Below are 13,432 nucleotides of genomic sequence, written 5' to 3'. Positions count from 1 at the left end.
GGGCTGCTCCCGCCTACCCGCCCGCGGGGGTGAGGTAGTCGTGGTCCAGCAGCCACTTCACGTTGAGCCGCTGTCCCTCGCCCGGGCCGAGGAAGACGGCGTCGAGCTTGATCTGCTGACCTCCTCCGGACTGCTCGACCCAGGGGGCGATGCTGCCCTGCCAGACCCAGAACGGCTTGGCGACCTTGTAGACGCGGTAGTCGCAAGGGACGTCCGCGTCAGGGGTGTTCAGGTTCTGCGGGGGCAGGGCGCGCTCCTCGTACGCGTCTCCGGCCGGCGCGAGGTAGCCGCCGTGCTCCGAACCGAAGCGGTCCAGGCGCTGACCGGTGCGCAGCCACTGGGGGCCGGGCCGCGCGTCTCCCAGGAACTCGCCGGTGCAGGGGTCGTGGCGGACGGCCGCCGTTGGGTAACCGTCCAATTCCGCACAGTCGTCACGCCATGCCGTGGGGGGCGCTCGCCGCTGAACAGCCGTGCCCCGAGGGCCCTGGTGCCGCCGCGGCACGGGTGCGCGGGGTCAGGTGGCCGCATCGGTGTAGGTGACGGTCACCTTCTCGAATCCGAGCGAGCCGAGCAGTCCCTGGAGCATGGAGGTGGTGTTCTTCTCCGCCCGTTCCGTGAGCCCGCTCTCCTTCGCCGCCTCGCCGATGTGCTTGGCGGCCAGTTTGTTGACGGCCTGTTCGCTGCCGGGGTTGTCGGAGAAGAAGTCGCCCAGCCGGTCGAGGAGTCCCCGCTGCTTGGACACGGCGTAGGAGCGGTCCGGATTCAGGGCGGGCTTGCCCAGCACCGCGTGGGGCAGGCGGAGTTCGGCCGTGGTGCGGTCCTCGTTGACGCGCACCCCGTTCGCCCCGACCTTCCCGAGGTCGACGGAGGCCCCGACCGTGCCCGCGCCGACGTACAGAGTGCGGGTGCCCCGGATGGCGTCGGGCAGGAACTTGGCGTCCTTCTCCAGGTCGACGACGACCTGGAAGTTGCCCGACGCGGCCTCGTAGGCGCTCATGTCCTGGATGGACTTGAGGACCGCGGGACCGGAGCGGTCGGTGGTCTCCTCGCCGAAGAGGTCTCCGAATCCGGGCACCAGGCTGAGCCTGCTGCCCAGGAACAGCAGGACCAGCGCCGCCGCGCACACCCCGGCGAACGGCAGGCATCCTCGCGTGCGGGCGCGGCGGCGCGGCGTGTCGCCATGGCCGGGTTCGCCCTTGCTGTCTGTCCTTACGTCAGTGGACGTCATACCTTCCGTGTGACCCCGTCGGGCGGTTTCAGTCCGCCGGGTTGTGCCGACTACGCCAGATCCTGTAGTGCAGGCGCAGCACTCAGGCTCCGGTGCTGCCGTCGAGGCGTTCCCGCAGCAGGTCCGCGTGGCCGATGTGCCGCGCGTATTCGGCGATCATGTGGACGTGCACCGTGCGCAGCGAGTAGAGCGTGCCGCGCCGGGTGAAGGTCTCGTCCAGCGAGGCTCCGGCCGCGGCCTCGTCGGCGAGGCGGATCTCCTCGACCAGGCGGGCGTAGTCGTCGGGGGCGCGCTCCGGTGACAGGTCCTCGAAATCGGCGTCCTTGCCCTTCTCCGGGTCGTACATCGGTTCCAGCGAACGGCCCGCGAAGCCCTCGCGGAACCAGATGCGTTCGACCTTGGCCATGTGTCTGATCAGGCCGAGCAGGGTGAGGTTGGAGGGTTCGACGGTCTGGGAGGCCAGTTGCTCGCCCGTCAGACCGGCGCACTTCTGCAGGAGTGTGCTGCGGTAGAAGGCCAGGAACCCGGCCAGGGTCTCGCGCTCACCTCCGGTCAGCGGTCCTGTGGTGCGGATGGCTTCGGGTGCTGTCCATGTCATCGCATGATCATGCCCGGGGACGCGGATGTCCGCGAGCCCCCTGTGCGCGCTGAACGGGGTCCCGGCAGCCGGCGGCTGCTGCCGACGGCCGGGACCCCTGGGGAAGCGGTCGTTCAGGTGCGGTCAGTCACTCCAGGAGATCCGCGTATGCCCCCAGAGCCAGGGCGATGTCGGCCTGTGCCCAGAACCGGTGGTAGGTGAAGACCGGGGCGGCTCCGCCGTCCAGGTATGCCTGCACCTTCGGCCAGTTCGGGTCGTCCTTGTAGAACGACCGGATGGAGAGGAACGTCGAGTCGTTGTCGACGGTGTCTCCGTTGGGCATGGCGCCCGTCCAGCCGTTCGGGACGTACACCGGGTCGTCGAACCGGTTGTAGTCGGCGCGCGTCTCGGGCACCGCGACACCGGCGTCGTCCTGGTAGTGGCTCCACATGCCGTCGAGCAGACCCTCGGCGACGGTCTTCGCCTCCGTGTCACCGGACTTGGCGGCGTAGTAGGTCAGCGTCCTGGCATAGGCACCGGCCACACCGACGTCGTTGGTGTAGTCGGCGACCGTGACGTGGAGTCCGGCGTTGGCACCGGGGCTCGACGCGTTCCAGGTGTCGGGGGCGCCGGACCACTTGAGGGTGGACGGCATGAGATAGGTGCCGTCCGGGTTGATGGTCGTCTCGGAAAGGGCCCAGTCGACCCACTTGTCCAGCACGGCCTTGGCCTGGGCGTCGCCCGACTCGTGGTAGTACTCGGCGACGCGCTCCATGGACCACGCCTGGAAGCCGAACCACTGGTTGGACGGCGGGTCGTGGTACACGGGCTTCTCGTCGTAGTACATGCCGTAGAAGGTCGGGGTACCGGCCGGCGGCTGGGCGTAGCTGCCCTTCCAGCTGTTGGTGGCGCCGCCCGCGATGGCACCCTCGTCGGACTGGAGCCACTGGTAGAAGTCCATCTGCCGGTCCAGGCTCTTGGCCCAGTCCTGCTGCCCGGTGGCCGACTTCGGCTTGAGGTCGGCGACCGAGCTCAGCGCGTAGGCCGCCATCGGGTTCTGGTATCCGCCGTGGGCGTGGCTGGATCCGATGCGCCAGGACCAGCCTGCCGAGGTGTTGGTGGCGCCGCCCCAGGCGTAGTACCAGGACATCAGGTAGTGCGCGCTGTCCTTGCCGCTGCCGGCCGGGCAGGTGGTCGGGCCGACGCAGTTGCCGACCTTCTTGAAGTACTTGTCGAACATGGAGTAGCGGAGATAGTCACCCATCTTCGCCGCCTTGCCGACGGTCGCCGAGACCTCGGCCGACTTGCCCTGCTCCTTCGCCCAGACGTCCGCCCAGTAGGCGGCCTGTACTGCGCGTGCGTCCGCGTCGGGGGCGTTGGTGAACTTCCACTGCTTGGCGTAGGAGGCGTCACCCGTGAACAGGTCCAGGTAGCCGTTGTCCCCGCCGTAGGTGAAGTTGTCGCAGGTCGGGTGGGTGACGGTCTCCCAGACCGACTCCTGGGACCCGCGCTGGAAGGTGTTGATGTACGAGGGCCCGGTCTCCGTGGGACCTGCCGAGCACTTCCCGGGCGTGTTGCCGAATCCGTAGACGTTGTCCACGTCCTGGATCCAGTGCATCCCGTAGATGTCATCGGTGCCGTACGCGCTCTTCAGCTCGGCCGCGATGGGGTCCGATCCGGAGGTCGCCGAACCGTCGAGGACGGCCGGGTACTCGTTCGGGGTGTCGTGCTCGGGCGCGTAGGTGGCGGGCTTGGACGCGTTGTAGAAGGAGTTCGTGGGCTGGTCGGCGTGGGTGGGGATCATGTACTTCTCCATGGTGTCCCACGCACCGTTGAACTTCGTCCAGTCCCCGGTGATCTTTCCGTACATCGCCTGGATCCAGATCAGGTAGCTGTACGCTTCCGAGGTCGTCTCATGGCCGTGGTCGGGCGCCTCGACGATCAGCGTCTCCACGGAGTGGTAGGGGATGCCCTCCGAGGAGAAGTAGCCGTTGGCCGGGTCCGTGATCTTCCCGTACAGGTCGAGGAAGCGGGCGTCGTAGTCCTTCGCCTCCGCGAGCTGGGTGACGGTGACCTCGGACTTGCTGTGGCCCGGGGCGGTCACGGTGAAGGTCGCGGCCCCGGTGCCGGAGGCGTCCGCCGTGACGGTCACCTTCTGGGGCGTGGACCAGTTCGCCGAGGTGAAGGTGAGGCTCGCACCGCCGGTGACGCTGAGGCCCGTGTTGCCCGCGGTCCTCGCCACCGTGACGGTGACCGGGGAGGTGGGCGCGGTGGACAGCGATACGTTGAAGGTCCCCGACTTGCCCTGCTGAACGCCCAGTTGGGCGGGTGTGGCGACGACGGCCGGACCCGCGACGACGGTGATGCCGGCGGGTGTCGACTCGGCGGACGCGCCGAGGCTGTCGTACGCCCTGGCATACACGGAGTGGCCGCCGGCTGCGAGGCCTGTGGCGCTGAACGTGTACGGGGACGTCGTGTCGGTGCCCAGCAGCGTGGTGTCGTCGTAGAACTCGACCTTGCTGATTCCCGCCCCGTCCGCGGCCGCCGCGGTGGCGGCCATCGGAATCGCGTCGCCGGCGGAGAAGACGGCGCCCGCCGCCGGACTGGTGAGGACGGCGATCGGCGGCTGGTGCGCGCCCGTGCACGCCGTGCCGTTGACCGCGAAGGTGGTCGGTGCGGTGTTGGTGCCGCTGTAGGAGAACTGCGCCCCTGTGGTGACCGCCGCTCCGGCGGCCACGGTGCCGTTCCAGGCAGCGTTCTTGACGGTGACGTTCTTGCCCGACTGGGACCAGGTCCCGTTCCAGCCGTTGGTGAGCTGCTGGTTGCCGGCGTACGCGTAGGTCAGGGTCCAGCCGTCGATCGCGGCCGTGCTCCTGTTGGTGACGGTGAGTTCGGTGCTGAAGCCCGAACCCCAGTCGTTCGCCTTGTAGTCGACGCTGCATTGGACGGCTGCGGCCTGGGCCGGTGTACCGGCTGCTGCGGTCATACCCAGTGGGAGGGCCAGTGCGGCAACGAATGCTGTCCACAACCGTCGGTTTCCGGCTCCGGTTCTTCCCGGTCTTCTCGGTAACCACGTTCTTCGTGCGCGTCCCGATGGCATGCGCGGTACCTCCTCGCGGCTCGGCGACATGGGGGGCGTGCGGGGTTGAGCACAAGCCTTGAACCAGTGGGAGCGCTCCCAGCATGGGGATGAGGAAAAAGAGAGTCAAGAGACTTGAAGAGTCGAATTATTTCGATAGCAAGAGTTGAGAACTGGTGTGTTGACCGACACCACTTGACGCTCTAACGTCATGCCACACCAGTGGGAGCGGTTCCATCAGTGGACGTGCCGTAGGGGGCATGCCCGATCTGCAAGGAGTCGCTCATGCGTCACCCCTCGCACTTCTCGCACCTGTTCAGGCTGCTCCTCGGAGCAGTGTTCGCCACGGCCGGCCTCGTTGCCGCCCGCATGGCCGCTGCTTCCGGATCCGCCCCCGTACGCACGGTGGACGGCGGCATCCAGGAGGCCGGCACCGCGGCAAAAACGAGACCGGACGGGACATCTGCGATCGGTGCGAGCCCCGGTCCGACCGGATCCACTGCGCCGGCGGTTCTCTCCGCCTCCACCCACGGGCTGCCCGAACCGGGCGCCCGGAACAGCGAGCTACTCGACGACGCCTCCGTGCGGGCGGCCGACGACGAGCACGCCGGGACCCCCCTTGCCCCCTCGACGAAGGAGTACCGGCTGGGCCGGACCACGATGAAGCCGCAGTATGCGGGCGAGAACGACCACAGCGCCGTGAAGGACCCCTCTCCGTACGGCGAGGACCACGGCACGGCTCCCCCGGGCCGGAAAGCACCCGCCCCGGGAACACCACACCGGCGACATCGCCGGCAGCTCCGACGCGCACCCCGGCCGTACCTGTCCGGGCGACGGCCACGAGGCCGCGGGCATCCAGAGCCCGCCGCCACCGCCCGGCGCGTCCACAACTGAGAAGTCCGTGCGAACGAGGACCGCTGGAAGTCCCCGCTCGCACCGGTCGACACCGAAGTCCCCCTCGCCACAGGCGAGACCGGTGTGAACCCCTGTCCCCACGGCTTCGGCCGACGGGTCACGCAGCGGTTCGACGACCGCGGACCCCGCTCCACCGGACGGACCTGTAACGCGTGGGACCACTCCACAGGCCTGTCCTTGATCAGCGACTACGAACGGAATCCCCACCCCGTACGGAATCGGGCCGCGTCATCTCCGCGCGCCCTCTACAGCTGAGGAAACGGAATTCGCATGAGCCGCACGAGCCGCACCACCCTGCGCCGACCCAGAATGGCGCTCATAGCGGCGGGAGCCCTCGTCGCCGCAGCCGCGGGATCCGCCGCCGCGGCGGTCCCCTTCGGTACCGCCGCAGCAGCGGCGGCCGGCTGCACCGTCGACTACAAGATCCAGAATCAGTGGAACGGCGGGCTCACTGCCTCGGTGAGCGTCACGAACACCGGTGACGCCGTGTCCAGCTGGCAGCTGGAGTGGTCGTTCGCCGCCGGCGAGAAGGTCAGCCAGGGCTGGAACGCCACCGTCACCCAGAGCGGGGCCGCGGTCACCGCGAAGAGCCTCTCCTACAACGGCGCGCTGGCCACCGGTTCATCCGCCTCCTTCGGCTTCAACGCGACGGGCAGCGGCAACAGCACCGTCCCCGCGACCTTCAAGCTGAACGGCGTCACCTGCAACGGCGATGTGACGGGTCCGACCGACCCGCCGGACCCGACCGACCCGCCCACCGATCCCCCCGCGGGCAGCAAGGTGAACAACCCCTACGAGGGCGCCAAGGTCTACGTGAACCCGGAGTGGTCGGAGAAGGCCGCCGCCGAGCCGGGCGGAAGCCGGATCTCCAACCAGCCGACAGGTGTCTGGCTCGACCGGATCGCCGCCATCAAGGGCGCCAACGGCGGTATGGGCCTGCGCGACCACCTGGACGCGGCCCTGACGCAGAAGGGCTCCGGCGAGTTGGTCGTCCAGCTCGTCATCTACAACCTGCCCGGACGTGACTGTGCGGCTCTCGCCTCCAACGGTGAGCTCGGCCCCACCGAGATCGGCCGTTACAAGACGGAGTACATCGACCCGATCGCGGCGATCCTCGCCGACTCGAAGTACGCGGGTCTGCGCATCGTCACCACCATCGAGATCGACTCGCTGCCGAACCTGGTCACCAACACCGGCAGCCGCGCCACGGCCACCCCGGCCTGTGACGTGATGAAGGCCAACGGCAACTACCAGAAGGGCGTCGGCTACGCGCTGAACAAGCTCGGCGACGCGCCCAACGTCTACAACTACATCGACGCCGGGCACCACGGCTGGATCGGCTGGGACGACAACTTCGGAGCCTCCGCGGACCTCTTCCACGAGGCCGCGACCACCGAGGGCGCGACCGTCGCCGACGTCCACGGCTTCATCACCAACACGGCCAACTACAGCGCGCTCAAGGAGACCAACTTCAAGATCGAGGACTCCGTCAACGGAACCTCGGTGCGTCAGTCGAAGTGGGTCGACTGGAACCGCTACACGGACGAGCAGTCGTTCGCGCAGGCCTTCCGCAACGAGCTGGTCTCGGTCGGCTTCAAGTCCGACATCGGCATGCTGATCGACACCTCGCGCAACGGCTGGGGCGGCACGCAGCGTCCGACCGGGCCTGGCGCCACCACCAGCGTCGACACCTACGTGGACGGCGGCCGTATCGACCGGCGCATCCACCTCGGCAACTGGTGCAACCAGTCCGGTGCGGGTCTCGGCGAACGGCCGACGGCGGCGCCCGCGGCCGGCATCGACGCGTACGTCTGGATGAAGCCCCCGGGGGAGTCGGACGGCTCCAGCAAGTTGATCGATAACCCCGATGGCAAGGGATTCGACCGGATGTGCGACCCGACCTACACGGGTAACGCACGCAACAACAACAGCATGTCCGGTGCGCTGCCCGACGCCCCCATCTCCGGCCAGTGGTTCTCGGCGCAGTTCCAGGAGCTCATGAAGAACGCCTACCCGGCGCTCTAGGCTCCACGTCGGCGGGTTCCGGGCGCTCTCCCGCCCGGGTCCTCCCGATGACCACGCCACTTGTCGAGAAGAGCGCGTCCGCGAGCTACCGGCGCGGGCGCGCTCCGGCGTGCGCCGGAGTCGGCCTTCGCACCGGCCCCGGTGCGGGGCTTGACCTTCGCCATCACGCCCGACTTTCCCTGCCCGGCCTTCGTGCCGGGAGCGGCCTTCGTGGCGGGGGCGGCCTTCGTGCCGGGCCTGGCCTTGGCGGCGGGCTTTGCCTTGCCGGCCTTCGTCTTCGTGCCGGCCGTGTCCACGGGAGCCGGCTTCACGGACAGTTCGTGGTAGCGGTGGCTGATGCGCCGCCCCAGCACCAGGTATCCCAGCAGCGCACCCGTGGTGTTGAGGATGACGTCGTCGATGTCGAAGGCCCGACCCGCCACGAGCGCACCCTGCGCCAGTTCGACGACCGCTATGACCAGCACGGTCAACACGATCATCCTGAACATCCGCAGCCGGCGCGGCACCATGATCGGCAGCAGCACCCCGAACGGCGCGCCGAGCAGCAGGTTTCCGCCCGCCTGCTTGCATGCCGCGAGGAAAGTGTAGTCCTCCGCGTACTGCCGCAGGGACCGCCCCGGCCGCAGGTTGGACGTCACGATGCCCTCCGAAGCGGGTGACGGGGTGAGCGTCACCTTCGCCAGTACGACGGAGAAGGCCACCAGGGCCAGGAAAGCCGCCGCCAGAACCACCGCCCGCAGCAGAAGTCGTGCCATACCTCTGCGTCGTGCACTACGATCCGCCTCTGCTGTCATGGCGGATCGGATGCCCCCAACTCCGTCGGCCACACCCACCGCCGGGTGCGACCATGTGCGCATGAGCGCACAGAACAAGGACGAACCGCTGGCGGAGGCCGTACGGCTTCGCGAACAGGGCCATCCCGAGCAGGCCAGGGAACGCCTCCTCGCCCTCACCGCCTCGTTCCCGGACGACGCGGACGTCGCCTATCAGACCGCCTGGGTCCACGATGTGCTCGGCCTGGAGGCGGAGGCCGTGCCGTACTACGAGCGCTGTCTCCAGGGCGAGGGGCTCACCGAGGAGGACCGCCGGGGAGCTCTGGTGGGACTCGGCAGCACCTACCGCGTGCTCGGCAGGTTCGGGCAGGCCGTCGAGACGCTGCGCCGCGGCGTGGAGGAGTTCCCGGACGACGGCGCCCTGCGCACGTTCCTGTCCATGGCCCTCTTCAACACCGGCGAGCATCACGAGGCCATGCAGCTCCTGCTGCACCTGGTGGCGACGACGAGCGACAGCCCGCACGTGCGGAGCTACCGGCCCGCGATCGAGCACTACGCCGCGGACCTGACGCGGACCATGTGATGCCGGTCCGACCCCTGCGAGGGGGGGCAGAGGGAAGCCCCGGCCGGATCGGGGGAATCCAGCCGGGGCGGTCTGTGTGCGGGGGCGAAGGCGGCTCGCTGTCCAGCGGGCTCCGCCCGGCCGCTCCCACGTATAGATGAACGATAAACCACCACGCCGCGTTCCCTGGAACCGGCACCCCTTCATGTGATCCACACCACGACCGCACAGGTCAGAGGGGTGCGCCGGCGGCGGCGCGACGGCACTGCCGAAGGTCAGCGGGCCTCGCGGAACACGACGTGACGCCCGGCGGCCGGGTCGAACTTCCGCAGCTCCAGCCGGTCGGGGTCGTTGCGCCGGTTCTTCCGCGTGACATAGGTGTGGCCGGTTCCGGCCGTCGACCGGAGCAGCACGACGGGCCTGGTCTCGTTGCGCGCCATGAGGCCTCCAGAGAAGGTGCCGACCCCAGCCCCTGGATGGGAATGGGTGTCGTTTTCTTTACTGACCCCTCCAACGCACGAGGGCGCGCCGTCATTCCCGCCGCACGAGGCGCCGGAACACCCCGTCGCGGCGCCCGCACGACCGCTTCCGAACGGGCGACCGAGGGGCACCTGACCGCCACTCCGAACACACCGTCGAGCCGCAGGCCGGCCGGAGCGCGTTCCGCGCCGGGCCGCGACTTCGCACCCCTCCGCATATGCCCTGATCCCGGCAGGTGCGAGCCGCGCGAGTCCCCGTGCGCGGGCGTACGCCGGACTGCTCGCGCCGGGTGACTTGCGTCAACTCCCCCACAACAGCAAGGGTGTTCGGCAGACCTTCGCTCCACCGCGCCGATGGCATATGCCGGAAGCAAGAACGTATCGAGTGTTGCCAAACCCCTTACGGGCCCCCGCCGGCTGTGCAACAGTCGTGTTCGGTCCACCCCCACGAATCGGCCGTACCGCCTGTATCGGAGTACCAGATGCCGTCCCATCTGTTTGCGGACCGCCCCGCCCCACAACCGCCCGAGCGGGAAGCCGTCGATGCCCTGATCAACCGCGCTCGACTGCTCCGAGGCGATGTGGACGCCGTGCGGCGCGACACATCCGTGATCGACGACGACGATCTTCAGCTGCGCTGGCAGCGGGCCCTCTGCGAGCTCGCCGTCCACCAGCTCGACGACCTCGGCGAGCACCTGGGACAGCTGCGGGACGGCATATCCGGCGGCCCGGCGGCTACCGGGTCCGCGGGCACGGCCTCCTCCGAGGCGCAGGCCGGCCCTCCGACGGGGTCGCTCCTCAGCAGGGTGGGCAGTGCGGAGTGGAATCTGCTCACCGACGAGGTCAGCTGGTCCGAGGAGCTGTACCAGATCTTCGGCAGGGACGCGGGGAAGGGAGCACTGTCGCTGGACGAACTGCCGTCCGTGCTTCTCTCGGAGGACCAGCCGCTCCTGACGTCGATGGTGACGGACTGCCTGGTGGACGGCAGGCCGATAGACGGCGAATTCCGCATCCTGCTGCCCGACGGCGGCATGCGCACGCTGCACATGATGGGCGAACCCGTCCTGGACGCGGACGGCTGCACCGCCTCGATGTGGGCGGTCCTGCGTGATGTCAGCAGGCTGAGGCGCAGTCAGCACATCGTGGGCAGGACCCGGGACACCCTGCGGCAGCGGGAGCACAGGGCACACACGGAGCACCGGATGGCGGTCGAGCTCCAGGAGGCGGTCGTACCCCCTTGGAGCGGCTCGCTGCCGGTGTCCGGCCGGAGTGCCGGCCGCCTGGACATCGCCGCGCACTACCTTCCGTCGGGGTCGAGCGATCTGATCGGCGGCGACTGGTACGACGCGCTGCCGCTCCCGGACGGAAGGACGCTGCTCACCGTCGGTGACCTCACGGGCCATGGCATCCCGGCCACTTCGGCCATGGCGATGCTGCTCGGGGCCCTGCGGGGCATGGCGGTGGCGGGCGTCGAGCCAGGGGCCGTGATGAGCCATCTGAACCAGCTGATCGAGTGCTCGGCACAGCCCGCCCTGGGAAGCGCGGTGTACTGCCGCTTCGACCCGGTGGCGTCCACGCTGACCTGGGCACAGGCAGGGCACCCCGCACCGCTGCTGTTCCGCAACGGAGTGGGGCGCCCTCTGCCCGCGCCGGACGGGGTGCTGCTCGGTGCCGCGTCCGGGGTCACCTACGAGCAGGACCAGGTGGACCTGCTGCCCGGCGACGTGCTGGTCCTGCACACCGACGGACTGACACGGCACGACGAGCGGAGCGCAGGCCCGGACACACTCCTGGGGCTGGCACCTCGGTTCGCCGCGGCCCGCACGGCGCAGGACTGCGTACGGGCCGTCGTCGAGGAGATCGGATCAGCCGAACGACGCGACGATGCCTGCGTGTTGGTGGCCCGCGTCGAGGCATGAGGAATCGCCTGAGGGCGCGGCGCCGGTGAAGGACCACGGAGAACGGCAGGGCTTGCCCTCGCCCGGACACGGCTGATCCCGCCGTTGACGGGTCTTCCCTGCCCCGGGCCTCCGGCCGGACTCCCTCGTCGCTCTTCCTTGCCGAGTCCGCCTGCGTGTCTCTGACCGGGATCCGGTTCAGATCTGCGAGCCTCTGGCCTTCTTGGTCATCGACTGCGGGGGCAGGACGCGTTCGATCTCCTCACGCAGGTCCTCGATCTTGCCGTATCCCGCGAACTGTCCGGTGAGCCGGTACATCTCGCGCAGCCTGTCCCAGGTGCGGTGCGAGGAGGTCTCCCCCATCGACACCAGGGCCAGCCGTGCGTAGCGGTCGGCCTGCTCCGGGTCGTTGGCGATGAAGCAGGCCGACGCGAGCGAGATGTAGTCGAAGATCTTGGACCGCTGGCGACCGTTTATCCGCAGGTCGAGTGCCTGCTTGGCGTGCCGCTGAGCCGTGGTCGCCGCCGACGGATCGTGCTCGGCGAGCGTACGGAAGGCCAGGGCCTGCATCCCGTGCATGTCCGCCTCGTCGAACATCTGCATCCAGCTGGGCGACGGCACGTCGCCCTTGTCCGAGACGAAGAGTTCCTCCGCCTCGCCCAGGGTGCGCCGCATGGCCTGTCCCCGGCCCATCGACGCCTGCGCCCAGGCCTCGATGGTGTGCAGCATCGCCCGCGTACGGGGCAGGGTCTCCTCCCCCGAGCCGGACTTGGCAAGCTTCATCAGGTCCAGGGCGTCGTCCGGCCGGCCCAGATGGACCATCTGGCGGGCGGCGCGGGAGAGGGCCTCGCCGGCGCGCGGGCGGTCGCCGCCCTCGCGCGCCGCGTGGGCGGCGATGACGAAGTACTTCTGTGCGGTGGGTTCGAGGCCGACGTCGTGGGACATCCAGCCGGCGAGGACCGCCAGGTTGGCGGCAACGCCCCACAGGCGGCGCTGCAGATGGTCCGGATGACGGTAGGCGAGCATGCCGCCCACCTCGTTGAGCTGGCCCACGACCGCCTTGCGCTGGAGTCCGCCGCCTCTGGAGGCGTCCCAGGCCCGGAACACCTCGACCGAGTGCTCCAGGGCCTCGATCTCCTCGGATCCGATGGGCGCCGCCTCGTAGAGGTCGAAGCCCGCTTGGTCGGCGTACTGGGGGGCGTTGAGGTGGGAGGTCCGGGCCGCCGGAGCGGGCTCGGAGTGCAGCCAGTCGTGCATGGCGCCGGTGAGAGCTGAGCCAGCGGCGAGCGCGGCGCCCGCGCTCACCAAGCCGCGTCGGTTGAGCATGAGGTCCATTCCCGTGAATTCGGTGAGGACCGCTGCCGTCCGTTCGGGCGCCCACGGCAGTCCGTCGGGATTGTCCTGCGTCCCGGCTTTCCGCCGTTTCCCCACACGCCCGCGCCGGCCGAACCCGAGGTCCTCGATGGTCACGACACGGCCGAGTCGCTCGGTGAACAGAGCTGCCAGCACTTCGGGCACCGGATCGCGGGGGGACTCCCCCATGTCGATCCAGCGCCGGACCCGCGAGGTGTCGGTGGCGAGTTGGAGGTGGCCCATGGCCGCCGCCTGCCTGTTCACCATTCTCGCGAGTTCGCCCTTGGTCCATCCGGCGAGGCCGAACAGGTCGGACAGGCGGGTGTTGGGTTCTCCGGTCACGTCAAGCCCCCAGGTTCTCGGCTGACTTGACCCTAGCCCCCCAGCGGATGCCGGGCGAATATTCGCCAGGGTTCGCCAGGGGTCGCCAGATGTTCCACTACCCGCAGGTCGGTGTCAGGTAGGAAAGCGCCACCCCGCCCGGCAGCCCTAGGTACTCCCCAGGGTGCCGAACGGCCGCCGGCCGGGGCGGCGCACGCAACT

At 69.3% G+C, this 13,432-nt stretch carries 10 protein-coding genes; 3 read left to right on the top strand and 7 right to left on the bottom strand.

Annotation, left to right across the window (positions count from 1 at the left end):
- Positions 1–13: 13 nt before the first annotated feature.
- The 4 genes from ACWCQM_RS33455 to ACWCQM_RS33440 all read right to left on the bottom strand — a co-directional run bounded on the left by ACWCQM_RS33455 (position 14) and on the right by ACWCQM_RS33440 (position 4,905).
- Complete coding sequence (locus ACWCQM_RS33455) at positions 14–502, bottom strand: TNT domain-containing protein (protein ID WP_450918826.1); 489 nt, start codon at positions 500–502, stop codon at positions 14–16.
- Positions 503–514: 12 nt separating this feature from the next.
- Complete coding sequence (locus ACWCQM_RS33450) at positions 515–1,228, bottom strand: DUF4230 domain-containing protein (RefSeq protein ID WP_450918825.1); 714 nt, start codon at positions 1,226–1,228, stop codon at positions 515–517.
- Positions 1,229–1,310: 82 nt separating this feature from the next.
- Positions 1,311–1,826: a DinB family protein gene (locus ACWCQM_RS33445; RefSeq protein ID WP_450918824.1), complete on the bottom strand. Its 516-nt coding sequence runs from the start codon at positions 1,824–1,826 to the stop codon at positions 1,311–1,313.
- Positions 1,827–1,953: 127 nt separating this feature from the next.
- The gene (locus ACWCQM_RS33440) at positions 1,954–4,905 is read right to left on the bottom strand and encodes a glycoside hydrolase family 48 protein (RefSeq protein ID WP_450918823.1); all 2,952 of its coding nucleotides are present in this window, start codon (positions 4,903–4,905) and stop codon (positions 1,954–1,956) included.
- 1,164 nt (positions 4,906–6,069) lie between these two features.
- Here ACWCQM_RS33440 and ACWCQM_RS33435 point away from each other — a divergent pair.
- A complete protein-coding gene (locus ACWCQM_RS33435; protein ID WP_450918822.1) occupies positions 6,070–7,824 on the top strand; it encodes a glycoside hydrolase family 6 protein in 1,755 nt (584 codons plus the stop codon).
- Here the strand turns inward: ACWCQM_RS33435 and ACWCQM_RS33430 are convergent.
- Positions 7,821–8,579: a VanZ family protein gene (locus tag ACWCQM_RS33430; protein WP_450918821.1), complete on the bottom strand. Its 759-nt coding sequence runs from the start codon at positions 8,577–8,579 to the stop codon at positions 7,821–7,823. The two genes, ACWCQM_RS33435 and ACWCQM_RS33430, sit on opposite strands and share 4 nt — an antisense overlap.
- Before the next feature lie 100 nt (positions 8,580–8,679).
- Between ACWCQM_RS33430 and ACWCQM_RS33425 the strand changes: the two genes are divergently transcribed.
- Positions 8,680–9,180: a tetratricopeptide repeat protein gene (locus ACWCQM_RS33425; protein WP_450918820.1), complete on the top strand. Its 501-nt coding sequence runs from the start codon at positions 8,680–8,682 to the stop codon at positions 9,178–9,180.
- A 254-nt stretch (positions 9,181–9,434) separates the two neighbouring features.
- Here the strand turns inward: ACWCQM_RS33425 and rpmG are convergent, their stop codons facing one another.
- Positions 9,435–9,599, bottom strand: coding sequence for a 50S ribosomal protein L33 (gene rpmG / locus ACWCQM_RS33420; RefSeq protein WP_073749536.1), 165 nt, complete (start codon positions 9,597–9,599; stop codon positions 9,435–9,437).
- 521 nt (positions 9,600–10,120) lie between these two features.
- On the opposite strand from rpmG, the gene ACWCQM_RS33415 reads away from it, so the two are divergent.
- Positions 10,121–11,557, top strand: coding sequence for a PP2C family protein-serine/threonine phosphatase (locus ACWCQM_RS33415; RefSeq protein WP_450918819.1), 1,437 nt, complete (start codon positions 10,121–10,123; stop codon positions 11,555–11,557).
- Between the two features lie 177 nt (positions 11,558–11,734).
- Here ACWCQM_RS33415 and ACWCQM_RS33410 read toward each other — a convergent pair whose 3' ends face one another.
- Positions 11,735–13,231 carry a DNA-binding protein NsdB gene (locus ACWCQM_RS33410; protein ID WP_450918818.1) on the bottom strand — a complete coding sequence of 499 codons (1,497 nt, stop codon included), beginning with the start codon at positions 13,229–13,231 and terminating at the stop codon, positions 11,735–11,737.
- Positions 13,232–13,432 lie beyond the last annotated feature (201 nt).

The sequence above is a fragment of the Streptomyces sp. NPDC002125 genome (assembly GCF_053593715.1).
Note: the sequence above shows the minus strand (reverse complement) of the source record. Positions and strands in the feature narration are given on the sequence as shown.